The organism is Streptomyces sp. NPDC005962 (assembly GCF_040629205.1).
GTDB lineage: Bacteria > Actinomycetota > Actinomycetes > Streptomycetales > Streptomycetaceae > Streptomyces.
The window spans coordinates 70,175-85,505 of sequence record NZ_JBEXVE010000033.1 but is presented as its reverse complement, the minus strand read 5'-3'; the positions used below and the strand labels follow the sequence as shown (position 1 = coordinate 85,505).

17 protein-coding genes and 1 tRNA gene are annotated in these 15,331 nt (G+C 70.2%); 10 read left to right on the top strand and 8 right to left on the bottom strand.

The window, feature by feature from the left end; genetic code table 11:
• The first annotated feature begins 82 nt into the window (after positions 1-82).
• From ABZ370_RS36815 to ABZ370_RS36805, 3 genes are all read left to right on the top strand, one after another.
• The gene (locus ABZ370_RS36815; protein ID WP_358630405.1) at positions 83-1,102 is read left to right on the top strand and encodes a zinc-binding dehydrogenase; all 1,020 of its coding nucleotides are present in this window, start codon (positions 83-85) and stop codon (positions 1,100-1,102) included.
• Between the two features lie 552 nt (positions 1,103-1,654).
• Positions 1,655-2,431 (top strand): LLM class F420-dependent oxidoreductase, encoded by a 777-nt coding sequence (locus ABZ370_RS36810; protein WP_358630402.1) that lies wholly within the window; start codon positions 1,655-1,657, stop codon positions 2,429-2,431.
• The gene (locus tag ABZ370_RS36805; protein ID WP_358630399.1) at positions 2,428-3,675 is read left to right on the top strand and encodes an MFS transporter; all 1,248 of its coding nucleotides are present in this window, start codon (positions 2,428-2,430) and stop codon (positions 3,673-3,675) included. Before ABZ370_RS36810 ends, ABZ370_RS36805 begins: the two co-directional genes overlap by 4 nt.
• On the opposite strand, the gene ABZ370_RS36800 is transcribed toward ABZ370_RS36805, so the two are convergent.
• The 6 genes from ABZ370_RS36800 to ABZ370_RS36775 form a co-directional block, all read right to left on the bottom strand.
• Complete coding sequence (locus tag ABZ370_RS36800; RefSeq protein WP_358630396.1) at positions 3,672-4,652, bottom strand: ABC transporter substrate-binding protein; 981 nt, start codon at positions 4,650-4,652, stop codon at positions 3,672-3,674. The genes ABZ370_RS36805 and ABZ370_RS36800 overlap by 4 nt on opposite strands.
• A 114-nt stretch (positions 4,653-4,766) precedes the next feature.
• Positions 4,767-5,330, bottom strand: coding sequence for an ABC transporter permease subunit (locus ABZ370_RS36795; protein WP_358630473.1), 564 nt, complete (start codon positions 5,328-5,330; stop codon positions 4,767-4,769).
• Between the two features lie 470 nt (positions 5,331-5,800).
• The gene (locus ABZ370_RS36790; RefSeq protein ID WP_358630393.1) at positions 5,801-6,733 is read right to left on the bottom strand and encodes a DNA-binding response regulator; all 933 of its coding nucleotides are present in this window, start codon (positions 6,731-6,733) and stop codon (positions 5,801-5,803) included.
• A gap of 64 nt (positions 6,734-6,797) precedes the next feature.
• The gene (locus ABZ370_RS36785; protein ID WP_358630390.1) at positions 6,798-7,604 is read right to left on the bottom strand and encodes a hypothetical protein; all 807 of its coding nucleotides are present in this window, start codon (positions 7,602-7,604) and stop codon (positions 6,798-6,800) included.
• 443 nt (positions 7,605-8,047) lie between these two features.
• A complete protein-coding gene (locus ABZ370_RS36780; protein WP_358630388.1) occupies positions 8,048-8,440 on the bottom strand; it encodes a hypothetical protein in 393 nt (130 codons plus the stop codon).
• Positions 8,441-8,498: 58 nt separating this feature from the next.
• A complete protein-coding gene (locus ABZ370_RS36775) occupies positions 8,499-8,900 on the bottom strand; it encodes an ATP-binding protein (protein ID WP_358630385.1) in 402 nt (133 codons plus the stop codon).
• 157 nt (positions 8,901-9,057) lie between these two features.
• Here ABZ370_RS36775 and ABZ370_RS36770 point away from each other — a divergent pair, with 157 nt between their 5' ends.
• Both ABZ370_RS36770 and ABZ370_RS36765 read left to right on the top strand, forming a co-directional pair.
• Positions 9,058-9,942, top strand: a complete 885-nt coding sequence (locus ABZ370_RS36770; RefSeq protein ID WP_358630382.1) for a helix-turn-helix transcriptional regulator — start codon at positions 9,058-9,060, stop codon at positions 9,940-9,942.
• Between the two features lie 17 nt (positions 9,943-9,959).
• The gene (locus ABZ370_RS36765) at positions 9,960-10,184 is read left to right on the top strand and encodes a DUF397 domain-containing protein (RefSeq protein WP_358630379.1); all 225 of its coding nucleotides are present in this window, start codon (positions 9,960-9,962) and stop codon (positions 10,182-10,184) included.
• Positions 10,185-10,276: 92 nt separating this feature from the next.
• Here the strand turns inward: ABZ370_RS36765 and ABZ370_RS36760 are convergent, their stop codons facing one another.
• Positions 10,277-10,870, bottom strand: coding sequence for a lytic polysaccharide monooxygenase auxiliary activity family 9 protein (locus tag ABZ370_RS36760; protein WP_358630377.1), 594 nt, complete (start codon positions 10,868-10,870; stop codon positions 10,277-10,279).
• A 167-nt stretch (positions 10,871-11,037) separates the two neighbouring features.
• Between ABZ370_RS36760 and ABZ370_RS36755 the strand changes: the two genes are divergently transcribed.
• Positions 11,038-11,111 (top strand) — tRNA-Lys (locus ABZ370_RS36755).
• Positions 11,112-11,211: 100 nt separating this feature from the next.
• Here the strand turns inward: ABZ370_RS36755 and ABZ370_RS36750 are convergent.
• Positions 11,212-11,805, bottom strand: coding sequence for a choice-of-anchor C family protein (locus ABZ370_RS36750; protein WP_358630374.1), 594 nt, complete (start codon positions 11,803-11,805; stop codon positions 11,212-11,214).
• Between the two features lie 342 nt (positions 11,806-12,147).
• On the opposite strand from ABZ370_RS36750, the gene ABZ370_RS36745 reads away from it, so the two are divergent.
• The 4 genes from ABZ370_RS36745 to ABZ370_RS36730 all read left to right on the top strand — a co-directional run bounded on the left by ABZ370_RS36745 (position 12,148) and on the right by ABZ370_RS36730 (position 15,185).
• Positions 12,148-12,819, top strand: coding sequence for a hypothetical protein (locus ABZ370_RS36745; protein WP_358630372.1), 672 nt, complete (start codon positions 12,148-12,150; stop codon positions 12,817-12,819).
• Between the two features lie 62 nt (positions 12,820-12,881).
• Complete coding sequence (locus tag ABZ370_RS36740; RefSeq protein ID WP_358630370.1) at positions 12,882-13,610, top strand: hypothetical protein; 729 nt, start codon at positions 12,882-12,884, stop codon at positions 13,608-13,610.
• A 118-nt stretch (positions 13,611-13,728) separates the two neighbouring features.
• Positions 13,729-14,325: a DUF1326 domain-containing protein gene (locus ABZ370_RS36735; protein WP_358630367.1), complete on the top strand. Its 597-nt coding sequence runs from the start codon at positions 13,729-13,731 to the stop codon at positions 14,323-14,325.
• Positions 14,322-15,185, top strand: coding sequence for a DUF2182 domain-containing protein (locus ABZ370_RS36730; protein ID WP_358630365.1), 864 nt, complete (start codon positions 14,322-14,324; stop codon positions 15,183-15,185). The genes ABZ370_RS36735 and ABZ370_RS36730 overlap by 4 nt, the downstream gene beginning before the upstream one ends.
• The last annotated feature ends 146 nt before the right edge of the window (positions 15,186-15,331 follow it).

The following is a 15,331-nucleotide window of genomic DNA, read 5'->3' as shown; positions in this document are numbered from 1 at the left end:
CCCCGGTGATCCTTTCCTTGCCTCCCCGGGGACACGGGCATAGCCTCCCGGCACAACGTCCGTATTCCGGAAGGCTGTTCCCATGCGTACAGCGGTCATCACCGCCGCCGGCGAGGTCGAGTTACGACGGATACCCGTGCCCGACGTCGGGGACTCGGAAGTGCTGGTGCGCATCGCGGCATGCGGCATCTGCACCATGGAGGCCAACCTGTACGCCGGGCGCATGACCGTCTACCCGGCCGCCGCCGGACACGAGATCTCCGGGTGGGTCGAACGCGTCGGCCCCGGCGCCGCCGATCTGGAGGACATGCCCGCCGTCGGCTCCCTCGTCACCCTCGACGGCCTCCCCCGCTGCGGCGCCTGCCGCGCCTGCCGCCGCGGCCAGTCCGCCATCTGCGTCGCCCTCCAGGGCCGGGTCCGCGAGGCGGACGGCGCGATCGCCATGGGCGCCGGGCTCGCCGACCACATCGTGCTCCCCGCCTCCCGGGTCTGGTCGGTCGGCGACACCGACCCGGCGGTCGCCGCCATGGGCGAACCGCTCGCCTGCGTCGTCCACTCCCTGCGCCGCGGCGGCTTCCGCGCCGGGGACCGGGTGACCGTCATCGGCGCCGGGTACATGGGCCATCTGCACCTGGCCGTGGCACGCGAGCTGGGGGCGCGCGGGGTCGCGGTCGTGGAGCGCGACGAGGAACGCCGCGAGGCGGCAGCGGCGGCGGGCGCCGACGCGGCCGTACCCCCCTCGGACGTGGCGCAACTCCCCACCGCCGACGTCGTGTTCGTCACCATAGCCAGCGCCGAATGCATCGCCGCCGCGCTGGCCGCCGTGGCGGACGGCGGCACGATCGTCCTCTTCGGCGGCGCCCCGGACGGCCCCCCGGCCGACCTCCCGGGCTACGAGGTCCACCGCCGCCAGCTGACGGTGACGGGCTCCTTCAGCCACGAACCAGCCGACTGGCGCACCGCCGCCGAACTCCTCCGCGGCGCCTCCCTGGCCCCGCGCCTGGAGCCCCTGGTGACGGCACGGTACGGCCTGGACGAGGTGGAAAAGGCCCTGCAGCAGGCGGCAGAGACCCCGGTCTACCGAGTGGTCGTCACCCCGTAGCCCCAGGCATCCGGTAACCCACGCATGCTGCACGGCCAACGGACGCCTCGTAGCCCACGGACACCGCTCGTGGGCTACGGACGCCCCCGGCACCGGGCACGCGCTCCCGGGCGAACGGGGGGCACGCCCCGCGTCACGAACCAGCACCCGTCACACGCCCGCCCCGGGGCACCGGGTAGGCGGCCCGCCCCGGAAGGGCAGGCGATCGCCCGTACGCCCGACAACAGGAGGACCCGCGCTCCCCGGCGAACCGGGGGCACGCCCCGCCCCCGCCACCCGACGCGCAACCCCACTACCCGACACCGGACATACGGCTCCCAGCCCCGCAGCACCGAACACAGCCCAGCCACCGGCACAGGGAACGAGCCCCACCGCCCACGACACCGGACACACACCCCAACCCGCCGCAGCGGGCGCGCGGTGTCGCCCCCGAGGGGCGGTTGCCCGCGCCCGTCCGGCGGGGCGCGCCCCGGGCGGGCTTGGGGTCCAGGGGCGTAGCCCCTGGTTCGGGAAGGGGCGGGGTGGGGGCTTACCGCTACCGAAAGGAACACCGTGCGCATCGGCGTGCAGCTCCACCCTCAGCACACCGGCCTCCAGGAACTCCGCGCCGCCTGGCGGCAGGCCGACGGCCTCGGCGTCGACTCGCTGTGGACCTGGGACCACTTCCTCCCGCACACCGGCGACCCGGACGGCACCCACTACGAGTGCTGGTCGCTGCTGTCCGCGATGGCGGTCGAGACCCGGCAGGCCACCATCGGCCCGCTCGTCACCTGCACCGCCTTCCGCAATCCGCATCTGCTCGCCGACATGGCCCGCACCGTGGACCAGCTCAGCGGCGGGCGGCTGGTGCTGGGCCTGGGCGCGGGGTGGTTCGAGGCCGAGCACACCGCGTACGGCATACCGTTCCCCGGACCATCCGGCCGCATGGACGCGTTCGCCGCCTCGGTCACGGCCGTCAAGGCGCGGCTGGCCAAGCTCAACCCCGGCCCCGCGGGCCCGCTTCCGCTGCTCATCGGGGGCGCCGGGCGGCGCCGCACCCTGGAGCTGGTGGCCCGCGAAGCGGACTGGTGGAACTGGTACGGCTGGGCCGCCACCGACCCGGTCGCCGAGTTCCGGGAGCTGAACCGGGTCCTGGACGAGTGGTGCGAGCGGGTCGGCCGCGACCCGGGCGAGGTGGCCCGTACGGTCATGGTCAACCCGGACCAGCTGCCGCTGGCCGAGGGGTTCGCGGAGGCCGGAGCGGTGCACCTGATCCTGTCGCTGCCCGCCCCGTACGACCTGGGCACGGTCGAGAAGCTGCTCTCGGTGCGCGCCGCGCTCACCCCGTGAAACGGGAACCCCTGGGGCACCGCTTCACCCTGCTCATGGGTGCCCTGCTGGTCTCCACCCTCGGCAACGGCCTGTGCTTCCCGTTCACCGCGATCTACGTCAGTGAGCTGCTCGGCCTCGGCGCACGGGCCGCGGGCGGGTACTTCCTCGCGATGGCCGCGGCCAGCTTCGCCGCGGCACTGGTCGGCGGCCCGCTGGCCGACCGGCACGGGCCGCACCGGGTGGGGGTGCTGGGCGGGGCGGCGCTCGCCGCCGGGTACGGGCTGCTGGCTCCGGCCGACACCACCTCCCTGGTCCTGGCCTCGGGGGCGTGCGTGGGCGTGGGCTTCGGGCTGTTCTACGCGTCGATCGTGGGCGTCGTGGACGCGGCCGTCCCGGAGAGCGGCCGCCGCACCGCGTTCTCCGTCCGGCACATCGTCAACAACGTCGGGATCGGGGCGGGTTCGGTGGCCGCCGGGCTCGCGCTGCGGGGCGCGCACACCCCCACCGGCACCCTCCGCTGGCTGTATCTGGCCAACGCCCTGGCCGCGCTGCCGCTGATCGCGGCGACGTGGTACGTACGTCCGCGCACCGCCAAGCAGGCAGTGGACGCGACGGCCGAGGCACCCGCCGACGGCGCCACCTACCGCGATCTGCTGCGCGCCCGCCCGATGGCGTTGCTCATCCTCGCCCAGGCCCTTTTCGCGATCGTCGGCTTCACCCAGATCGAGGCCACGGTCCCGCTGCTCCTGCACGACGGCATGGCCGTCACCCTGGGCTGGGTGAGCACCGTCGTGGCGGCCAACTCCTTCGCCCTGATCGCCCTCCAGCCACTTCTGAGCCGCTGGCTGGAACGGCTGCCGGAGACCGTGAGCCTGGCCGCCGGGCCCGTTCTGTGGGGGGCGGCGTTCGGCTGCGGCCTCGGGGCGGCGCTGGCCGGGGACGGGGCGGCGCCGGCCCTCCGTTACGGGCTGCTGCTGGCCTTCGCGGTGGTCTTCGCGGCGGGCGAGCTGACGTACTCGTCGGCCTTCTACCCGCTGCTGCTGCGCTGGTCCGGCGAGGCGGCCGTGGGGCGGGCGAGCGCGCTCGCGTCGCTGGCCTGGAACCTGGGCACGGCGACCGGGCCGCCGCTCGGGCTGTTCGTGGTCGCCCACTTCCCGGCGACCGGCAGCTGGGCCGCGCTCACGGCCGGTGCCGGGGCCGCGTTCGCGGTGGCCGCCGCACTGCACCGGCGCGCGACGGCCACCGCGAAGGCGAGAAGCTAGGACTTCGGCAGATAGCCGTTGTCGTACGCGTCCTCAGGGGTGACCGTCTTCGCCAACAGCCCCTGGTCGTACATGAAATCGGCCATCCGGGTCCAGGTCTGCGGATCGTTGACGCCGACCTCGCCCTGGTCCGTCTTCATCATCGGCACCGTGGCCTTGAGGACCGCCATCGCGTTCTTCTTCTGCTTTTCGCCGCGCAGCCCGGGCACGTATTTCTCGCTGAGCTTGATGGTCTCGTCCGGGTTGTCCATCGCGTAGCGCAGCCCGCGCAGCGACGCGGCGACGAACTTCTTCATGTCGTCGCCGCGCTTGTCCAGCACATCCTTCTTGGCGCCCAGACCGACCCCGACCAGCGGATCGCCCTTGTCCCCGGAGTCGAGCGTAATCGCCCGGACCGGCTTACCGGCTTCCTCGAAGGAAATGGCGTCATTGTTCAGGTAGCCCATGACACCCTCGACCTTGTTTCCGGTCAGGGCCGCCTGCTGGGTGAATCCGATGTTCTGGATCTTGGCCTGCTTCGGGGAAAGTCCGCCCTCCTTGAGAAGGGCGAGCAGACCGAAATACGTCTCGCCGTAGGGGCCGGGAGTCCCGATCTTACGGCCCTTGAGATCGGCCGGTTTCCTGATGTCAGAATCCTTGGGCACAATCAGGCCCACGGGGTATTTCTGGTAGAAGGTCGCGATGTCCACGACGGGCAGATTCTTGGAGGCGCGCGCCTGGAGCATCTCGTCGCCGCCCGCGTAGACGACGTCTTCCTTGCCCGACTTCAGGGCCCCGAAGAGGTCTTCGGCCGCCCCGTGGTGACGTAGCGTCACATTCAGCCCGGCGTCCTTGTAGTAGCCCTTCTCGGCGGCCGCGTAGAACGGCGAGAACTGGATGTTCGGTGTGTAGGTCAGCCCCACGGTGATGCTCTTGCCGCCCTTGCCCTCCGCGTCCTTCGGCTCCTCGGCGCATGAGGTCAGGGTGGCCGCTGCCACCACCGACACGAGAGCCGCCCCCAGAACCCGGTGTCTGAGGGTGCCCCTCATGGACGTCTGCACAGCACGCACGTACTTCTCCTCGCGAATCGACTCGTGAATCGGATGAACCGGTCAGTCACGCTGGACGAGCCGCTCGACCAGCCGGACCACGCCGTACAGACCGGCGGCGAGCAGGGCGAGCATGACGAGTGTCGAGAACAGGCCGATGGTGTCGGCCGCCTGGCGCTGCACCGACAGCAGCTGCCCCAGCCCCTCGCCGCCCATGACGAACTCCCCGACGACCGCGCCGGTGATGGAGAGCGTGAGCCCATTGCGCACCCCGGCGAGGATGCTGGGCAGGGCGAGCGGAAGCTCGATGTACCAGAGCATCCCCCACCACCCCACGCCGTCCACCCGCGCGGCGCCCAGCACCTCGGGGTCCAGGGCGCGCAGCCCGAGCACGGTGTTGACCAGGATGGGGAAGAAGACGAGGAGCGCGCACAGCACCGCGATCGGCAGCAGTCCGTAGCCGAGCCACAGCGCGAGCAGCGGGGCCAGCGCCACCGCGGGCACGGCCTGCGACGCGGCGATGTACGGCTGGAGCGCGGCGGCCGCCAGGTCGCTGCGGGCGATGAGATAGCCGAGCGGCAGCGCCACTCCGATTCCCATACCGCTTCCGGCCAGCGCTTCCCACACGGTTTCCCGCGTGTAGTCGACAAGTGAATCGTGCAATACCTGGTCGATGAAATGCCGGGCCAGGTCGACCGGCCCCGGAAGATAGAACTCCGCCACCGCTCCGGTACGGGTCACGATGTCCCAGACGAGAAGCGTCACCAGCCCGAATACGAGGGGCGGAAGCACTCCCCGGAACAGCGTTCCCGTCCGGTTCCCGCCGCCCCCGCCGCTGTTCTCGCGGGTCTTTCGCATCCGCCCCGGCCGGGGGGAATGCGGCTCACGCCGCGGCGTCACCGCATCCGGCTCAGCGCGTGCGACCACCGTACCGGCCGCGCCGTTCCCGTACCCCTCACCCATCCCCAAATCCCCTTGTATTACCGGCGGTTGCCAGATGGCGCCACGCCCGCGTGCAACCTATCCCCAGCGCACACCGGTTCACAATGTCGATGGGAAAACGAAACAATTCCGGTGCCGTACTTCCCACCCCGTCCTCAGCGTTCCCCGAGAATGCCCAGCTCGGAGGCGCGCGCCCCGGCCTGGAAGCGTGAGTTGGCGTCCAGCAGCTCCAGGATGCCGGTGACATAGCGGCGGTACGTACGCACGGAAATCGCCAGATCGCGGGCGGCCGCCTCGTCGGTCACCCCGTCCCGCAGCCGCGCCAGCACCCGCCGCACCATCTCCGTACGGGCCCGGTTGCCGAAGTCGAGCGGGCGCGGGGCGGGGGTGGCGCCCGCCCAGATGGAGCGGAACATGCCGTACAGCGAACCGACCACCACCTGGTCCTCGATGACGGAGGTGTGCCGCCCGTTCGCCGACTCCATGCACACCAGCGCGGCCCGGCCGTCGGCGATCACGGCCGTGGGCAGGGGCACCGGGGCGATCCGGACCTGTGCGAGGCGAGGGGCGGGCGCGGGCACGGACTCCTCCGCCGCCGCCTCGGACCGGGGCGCGGAACCGGGCGCGGGCGCGGGTACGGACGCGGGCGCGGGTACGGGCGCGGGCGCGGGTACGGACGCGGGCGCGGGGCCCGGGAGGGGCGCGGGCAAGGGCCCGGCGCCCGCCGGGGCCCCACCACCCGAGCCGCCACCCGGACCGCCCCCCGCTCCCCCGCCCGGGGCCCGGCCGCGCAGCACCCGCACCCGCACCGCGTCGTCGTCCGGGTTCAGCAGCAGGGCGGTGAGCGCCGCGTGCGCCGCCGCCATCCGGCCGGAGCTCTCCGGGAACACGGCGTCCACCCGCCCCCGGGCCTTGGTGATCACCTGTTCGGCGGCGGCCAGGAACGCCCCGTCCGCCATACCCACCTGGGTGAACTGGCCCGTTCTCGTTCTGCGGGCCCGGTGTTCCACGACGGTCGCCTCGATGAGAGCGCGCACCTCCCGTAACGTCCGGTCCAGAACGTCCCCCGGATCACCGGGTTCCTTCATGTCTCATTCCTGCCTCGCGACGTGGTCAAGGTCTCGAGTGCCAAAGGTCATGGGCGAAGAGGAGTCAGTGGTCCGGCAGCAGCCCCAGTTCCACCGCCCGCACCCCCGCCTGGAAGCGGGACCCGGCCCCCAGTTCCCGCATGATCTCCGCGACGTACCGGCGGTAGGTCCGCAGGGACACCTGCATGTCGCGCGCCGCCACCTCGTCCGTGTGGCCGGTGCGCAGGCATTCCAGGATGCGCCGCGCGTTGGCGGGGCACAGCCGCCCGCCCAGCCGCGGGTAGTCCTCGAGCGCCACGGCGTTCCCCCAGGTCCCGGCGAACATCAGCTCCAGGGCCTGCACCGCGGCGGGGTCCTCGACGAGCGACGCCTGCCGCCCGCCGTCCCGGGCCGGGTCCGGCGGCTCGTTCCGTACGTAGACGATCTGGCCGTCGATGAAGAGCGCCTCCGGTAACTGCCCGTCACAGACGCGGACTTCGCAGCGCGGGTCGGTGCGCGCCAGCGCCCGCACCCGGGCCGCGTCCAGCGCCCGCGGCAGACACAGCAGCCGCACCGCGCGGCGGCCGCGGCCACCCCGGGCGGGCCGGGCCAGCGCCGCGCAGACGACCTCGGACTGCTCCTCGCCGCCCGACAGGACGACGCTCACGGTCCGTTCGGCCCCGTCCACGAGCGTGTCGACGACCTCGGCGAGCGGCACCTGCCCGAGAGCCTTCCCCGCCCAGGAGTCCTGGGCCAGCTCCCGGCGGTGCCGGGTGACGGTGGATTCGAGCAGATCGCGGGCGGCCAGCAGGGCACGCTCGACATAGTCGCCGGTCAGAGCGGGGGCCGAGGAGTCCGTCTCATGCTCAGGGGAAAGCTCGGACCTCGTCACAAGACCAACCATGACTTCCCCTGCAGGGCGACGGTTACCTGGATTCCCGAATACCGGCCTGGTTCTTGGAATTTCCGTGCCTCGACGTGCTCAATACGCGGAGGCAGCATGGTGCGAAATCACTGATGACAGTAATTCGCGCACAGCGACGGCGTCAACGCGGGGCGTGAGGTAAAGAATCAGCCAAGTCCGGCGCGTCAGAGCACAACACGCCGCTCGACCGCCCATCAAGCGGCGCGCGCTGTCAGCAAGTTACGAATGATCACCCCGCCAAGGGCCCGCCCGGGCACGGGCGGTCGCGGTTCCGCGACGCTCCGCCACGAAGCGGAAGCGATCATGTCCGGTTGCTGCCACGTCATGCCGGAGCCCGGCGCGATCCCCCGGACGGGGCACACCCCCGGACAGGGCACGCCCCTGAACAAGACCCCCGGACGAGGCACAGGTCACCGCGGGCCCTGGCTGATCCCACCGTGGAAGTCGCGCCCCTGGATGACCATGCCGTGGACCTCCCCGGAGACGGAGTTGTGCACCGAACCCGCCTCCCGCTCGGCGGGCTCGCCGAACTCCCGCAGCCAGGCGGCCAGGTCGCGCCCGAACTCCGGGTCCTGCCGGGACCGTTCGACCAGCAGATCGGCCAACCGGAGCAGCCGCTCCTCGTCGTCGTACGGGATGGCGACCGGCTCGGGCCCGCCCGCCGGTTCGGTGTCGCCGCGCCGCCACACCCGGCGGGCCAGCGCGCCGAGCGATTCCAGGGCCCGCCGCCCCGCCTCGCCCCCCGCGCCCGACACCGCCGCGTTGACCGCCGCGACCAGCGCACCTGTCGTCACCGCATCCATCGGCCCTCCCCTGTCGTTGCGTCAACTCCCCGTGACACAACGTTATCGGGGCGGGCGGTCACAGATCCACCGCTTCGGCGCGCAGCGTGAACCAGACCGTCTTGCCGTCGCCGTGGAGATCCGTCCCCCACTCATGGGCCGTCTTGCTGAGCAGGAACATCCCGCGCCCGCACTCCGAGAGGAAGTCCGGCTCCTTGACCACCGGCAGCGAGGGCTCGGAGTCGCGGACGGCGGCGCATATCCCGTACGGGCGGTTTTCGAGCGTCAGTACGCAGTCGGGCGAGGCCGCGTGCTTATGGACGTTGGACAGCAGTTCGGTGACGCACATCGCCGCGGGCGTGATCAGTTCCTCGCGTCCCCACAGGCGCAGCCGGGCGCCGACGGCGCGGCGCACATCGGCCAGATTCTGCGGGTGAACGCGGAGGCGGAATTCGTACCGCTGCGGGATGTTGTCTTCCATATGGTCCGGGGCCCCTCCAATGCGCAGCGCACTGCCGCCGTGTCACAGGAGCGATCCTGGCCCACGGAGAGCGCCACTCGCAATGTTTCGACCCTTTAGCTCACAACTGGCATATGCCGCCTGGTGACCCGAGTTGGCGATAGGCCAGACTGACGCCATGTCCTACCAGCCAGTGCCCACCGTGCGGCGCAGGCGTCTGGGTTCGACTCTGCGGAGGCTGCGTACCGAAGCGGGGATGACTCTGGACGCGGCCGCCGAAGCGCTCAACGCCACCGCGAACGGTTCCCCTGGCGCGCGCCACTGGACCGCCCCCAAGCTCTCGCGCATCGAGAACGCCAACGCGACCATCCGCACCACCGAGGTCGAGATCCTGCTGCGGGCGTACGAGGTCACCGACCGCGACATCCGGATCGCGCTGGAGGGGCTCGCCAAGGACGCGGGCAAACGCGGCTGGTGGCAGACGTACCGCGGAGTCGTCGCCCCCGCGTACGCCGACTACATATCGCTGGAGTCGGACGCCGACTCCGTCCGCGACTACGCCCCGCTGGTCGTCCCCGGGCTGCTCCAGACCTCCGAGTACGCGCGCGAGACGATCGCCGCGAACGCCAGGGCCCGCAGCGCGGCCGAGGTCACCGCGCTGGCCGAGGTGCGGCTCGCCCGTCAGGCCGTGCTCACCCGCCAGGACACCCCGCTGAGGCTGTGGGCCGTCATCCACGAGACGGCGCTGCGCCGCCGGTTCGCCGACCGCCCGGCCATCATGGCCGAGCAGCTGCGCCGACTGCTGGACGTGGCGGAGTGGCCGACGGTGACGCTCCAGGTGATGCCGATCGACGCGGCGCCCAACCCGGGGGACGCGGGCGCGTTCACACTTGTGGGCTTCCCCGGTCCGATGCCGGATGTGGTCTCCCAGGAGAACCTGCGCGGCCCCACGTACGTCGAAGGGGTCGACGACGTCAACGTTTTCGTCGACGCCTTCGGCCGCATCTCCGACAGCGCGCTGTCTCCGGATGCGACGAAGGGCCTCATCGCAGATCTCGTATGAGAAAGAGGGCCCCACACATGAACACCTCATGTACCTCTGCACCGCTCGCCGGGAACCAGCACCGTCCGCGCTGGCGCAAGTCCTCGTACTCCGTGGGCGAGGGCCAGTGCGTGGAGATCGCCGCCGGCGGGGGACGGCTCCTGATCCGGGAAAGCGACGATCCGGGCGTGGTCCTCACCACGGCCCCGGCCACGCTCGCCGCCTTCCTGCGGGGCGCGAAGGCGGGCACGTTCGACGCGTGAAGTGACGTGCCGTGACGTGAGCCGACGGTGCCGCCCGGTCTCCCCGACCGGGCGGCATCGGCATGAGCGAGGGCTGCTCGGGAACAGCACTGTCAGAACTGCACGTCCGAGCACGAATAGAACGCGTTCCCGGTGTCCGCGATGGTCCAGACGGCGAGGATCACATGCCGTCCGGTCATCCCGCTGGGGATCGTCCCCGAGTGGGAGAGCGTGGACGGCGGCCGCTGGCCGTTGTACGGCACGGTCAGGAAGGGCTGGGACTGGAGGCTGGAACGGGTGACCTTGCCGCTCGGGCTCCAGCCGTTCTTGGTGATGTAGTACTTGAAGTCCGTGGTCGCGTGGGAGGCCGTGAACCGCCAGTTGAAGGTGTAGCTCTTCCCGGCCGTGAGCTTGGTCGCGGGCCAGCTGCCGCCGCGCGGGTCGTCGAGCTGAGCGAACCGGCTGTTGCCGCCCGCGCAGATCGTCCCGTCCGCGGGCCCGCCCGACGGGAATCCCTTGGGCCCTTCGACGCTCTGCGGCTCGTACTGGATGTCGCCGCAGTTGCTGACGGTCCCGTTGGCGCACAGCTTCTGCCTGCTGATCGGTGAGTCGGTGTAGCCGTGGCCGGTGGCGCTGCCGCCGGTCGCGAGAACGGTGACCGCCGCGAGCCCGATGCCGACCACGGCGGCGCGGATCTTCTTGCGCATGCTTCGCTCCTGAAGACGTGGGGAGTGCTTCTGCGAGCCGTGCGATGCGGTCTAGACCAAGTGGAGCGTAGCCAGCGCTTCTGGTCATGTCCATACCAATTACAAGAGGTCGATCCGTCCCGGTTCGGACCACGCTCCGGGGTCCGGTAAGATTCCGACGTCAGCAGGCGCCGCTAGCTCAGTTGGTTAGAGCAGCTGACTCTTAATCAGCGGGTCCGGGGTTCGAGTCCCTGGCGGCGCACCCTGGCTTCACCCACGAAAGCCCCGGCACGCAGTGTGTGCCGGGGCTTTCGTGCTGTTCAGTTGGGGTTCGTGCCGCGATCAGCCGTGATCAGCCCTGATCAGCCGCAGGAGGGACACGGCTCGCAGTGACGGACCGTGACGTCGTCGATGACCGGACCATAGGCGCCGGACAGGGTGCTGGCGAACGCCAGGGTCGTGGTGGCGCCGGTGGCCACGAAGGACACCTCGCGGGTCACGTAGCCCATGCTCGCCATCGTCTTGCCGGTGGTGTCGAAGCTGAAGTCCTGGAAGTTCTGGCCGTCGACCAGGACCTTCCCGGTCTTCAGGGCCGCACCCCCGGCGGGGTTACCGGCGAGGGAGTACGTCACCGTGTACCTCTTGCCGGGCACCGTCGTGAAGGTCTGCGACACCGTGCCCGCGTTCCCGCCGTTGAGGTCGACGGACTGCTCGCCCTCGGCCGCCTGCCAGAACCCGTTCCCGATCAGGTCGACGTTCCCCGCGGCGACCTTCCATGGCCCGATGGTCCCTCCCGTCCCCACGTTCACGAACGTGTTGGCCGCCACCCTGGGCGTTTCGAAGCTGCCGTCGTCGAAGTGACTGGCGGCCGGCGCGGCCAGCGCGGCTCCCGTACCGGCTCCCACAAGAACACCGGCGACGATGACCGCGGCAGCGAAGGTGCGAATGGGCGACATGTTCCCCTCCTGGATGAAAGATGCGCGAGCGTCTGAATTGACCGCTCGGAAGAATCTCCCGCATCCCCCGGTGGAGACCAAGACCGAGTCACCGGCGCACGGTTGTGTGCGACGGCCCGAACTTCCCTGACGCGCCGCTCAGTTGACCGTCCGCCCCCTCTGCGGACAGCTATGGCCAAAGCATGCTGACGCGTGCTCGCATCAGGACATGTCCCGTTCAGGGCATTGCTTTTCCCAGCAACTCCGGTCGCCGCTGGACCATACTCATGCTCGTCGAACAAAGGGGCTGTCTGTCCGGCCCTGGCCCGAATAGGCGGCTCCGACAGATTCGATTGGGGAGAGATGAACAACCTGGACAAGCCGGAAGAGCTCGACGAGCTCTACAGGTTCTCGTTGGTAGAGAACATCGGGGATCTCGCAGAGGCCCATGCCTTGCGCCTTGTCCGGTACGAGCCCCGTTTCCCGGAGAGCGATTTCTGGTGGTTGGACAAGGACCGTGATGTGCACGGCAAGGTATTCACGCTGCACAAAGGCGACCGCATCGGCGCCTCGCTGCGGATAGTCCCGGTCACGGCCTGCACCACGGAGATCGAGGAGCTCGGCCTCCTCCCGGAGGACCTCAAGGGCGACCCCTCGGTGTGGGAGCTGGGCCGGCTGGTCTCGGTCCCGAGCCGGGGCAGGGACCTGCCCTACTCCCGCCTGCTCTTCGGGTGGGCGACCCAGTGGGCGAAGGTGAATCTGCCCATCCAGAAGGTTGTCTCGTACTGCCGGGGCGGAAAGGTCTCCGGATTCGAGGCATCGGGCGCGAAGGTCGTCGCCGGTCCGTATTCGGTTCCCGAGCGGGGCGACGACTACTTCACCATCGTGGCCGATCTGCAGGACGTGGTGGATCGCCTCTCCGGCTACGGCTTCGGAACGCTACTGGAGGCGGCGGCTGCCGGAAAGACGGAATTCTCGACGGCAGAAATCCTCGGCAGCCCGCGCGTCCCGGCTTCCTCCGGGACGAACAAGTAACACGTAAGAAGCAACCCGGCCAAGAAAGCACCGAACACATTCCACGAAGGAGTTCGACTGCAATGTCCGACACCGAGATCATTCGCCCGGAGCTCCGCAAGCAGGTCGACGACCGGCTCAACAACTACATCAAGAAGTTCTACAACGAGGTCCCGTACGCGACCCACTTCCTGAAGGCCTCCGACGTCGACATGCCGTACTACAAGCGGCACACCATCGAGACGATCCTGCGCATCCGCCGCAAGCGCACCATCGACGCCCACGCCATCCACTACTTCACGCTGCACAACCCGGTCGCGGCGAAGGAGTGGGCCGAGTACACCGACGACGAGATGCTGCACGACAAGCTCTTCCTCGCCGACCTGGAGCGGCTCGGCGTCACATCCGACGAGGTCTACTCCACCGACCCGTTCCTGGCGACCAAGCTGCTGAACGGCTACTTCCTCTACTGCCAGGAGTTCGAGGGCACCCCCCTCGCCGCCATCGCCAGCAGCTACTTCCTGGAGTACACCACCCGGAAGACGCAGCCGGACTGGCTGGACAACCTGGAGAGCACCCTGGGGAAGGACGAGGTCCGGGGCGCGCGGACGCACGTCAACTACGACATCGACGAGGACCACACCGGTGACGTGTGGAACACCCTGATGTCGATGGTGGAGTCGGACGCGGACGTCGAGCGCCTGCTCAAGCACTTCGACCACCTCTACAAGCTGTTCACCATGTACTTCACCGAGGCCTACGAGGCCACCCGCGCCAGTGAGGCCGCGCTCGCGGGTACGACCGCCGCCTGACGGCAGGCACAGGCAGGAGCGCACAGCAGCTGGGTGCCGTGGGCCGTCTCCATGGCACCCAGCCCCTCGTGGCATGCCCCGGCGGACCGGGCGATACGGAAGGCAGTGGACACACGTTATGGATTGGTCGATCGAAGGGCGGCTGGCCGGGGCCTGCAACTGCGGTACCCCCTGTCCTTGCTGGTTCGCCGAGGCGCCGACGCACGGCTCGTGCGACGCCATCGGCGTCGGCATCGTCGACAAGGGTTTCTACGGTGACGTCGACCTCACCGGCTGCAAGCTGGGCGTCGCGTACCGCACCGTCAAACATGTCTGGGACGGCGGGCTGAAGGTCGCCGTGTACATCGGCGAGGAGACGCCCGAGGCCCAGTCGGAGGCCATGGAGCAGATCCTCACGGGGAAGGCGGGCGGGCTGCTCGCCCTGCTCTTCACCCTCGTCGAGGATTTCAAGGGCATCCGCCGGGTCCCCATCGAGCTGGACGACTCCGGCGAGAAGCCGTACTTCCAGCTGGGCCGCGCCAGTACGATCCCGGTCAAGCCGCTGCTGGGCAGGGACGGCGAAACGCCGATCGCGGTCCACAACGCCCTGATGTCCTTCGGCGGGGAACGGCTGCTGGCGAAGACCGAGAGCCGTTTCTCCGATCCCGACCTGGGGTGGGACTGGCCGTTGGTGCACGCCGACTTCGGTCCCATGAAAATGGGGTCGGAGGAGTGACAGCAAGCCCTCAAACGGTGATCCGGCGCCTCACCCTCACCACCGGTGTGTGGATGGTCGCCGTGGCGGGGATCGCCTGGTGGTGGATGTACTCCGCGGGCCACCACCCGATGGCGGGAGCCCCCGCGGGCGGCATGCCCGCCATGCCGTCCATGCCTGGGATGGAACCGGGGACGGCGGGGCACCACCCGATGGGGCACGGCGCGTCCGCGCCGGTCATGTCGATGGCCGAGGCGCTGATGTTCCTGGCCATGTGGGGCGGCATGGTGGTGGCCATGATGGTGCCGGTGGCGGTCCCCCTCGTCGCGGCGCACCGGTTCGTGACCCGGACCAAGGGGCGCGACGGCGCGGTGGACACCGCCGTCTTCATCACCGGCTATCTGCTGGTGTGGGTGGTCTCCGGTCTGGTGCCCCTGCTTCTGGTGGTGCTGAAGCGGTGGCTCCTGCCGATCGGCGAGGGCAGCACCTGGGCCGTGGCCGGGGCGGGCGCCGTCATCACCATGGCGGGCGTCTTCCAGTTCACCGGCCTCAAGACCCGGTGTCTGACGGTGTGCCGCAGCCCGCTGTCCTTCGTCCTGACCCATGACTTCGCGGCGGGACGCGCCGGGACCTTGAAGGCGGGGGCGCTCAACGGCCTGTACTGCCTGGGCTGTTGCTGGGCCCTGATGCTGGTCCAGGTGGCGGTGGGCCTGCACAACATGATCTGGATGGGGGCGCTGACGCTGCTGTTCCTCGCCGAACGCGTGCTGCGCGCCGGTCAGCGCGTCGCGATGGTCACAGGAGCGGCGATGCTCGCCCTGGGAGTGGCCCTGATTCTGAACCCGTTGCTCCCCACTCCGCTCGCCAGGATGGTCGGCTGACCCCATAGCGCGACGCGTCTGAAAAACGGCTCCTTCCCGCTCGGGGACACCACTCCCCGAGCAGGAGGGAGCCGCCTGTATTGGCCATCCGTCGCTCCGGGGTGAACGGCCAGCAGAGTGGTTAGGCTGTGCCCGTGACTCGAGCC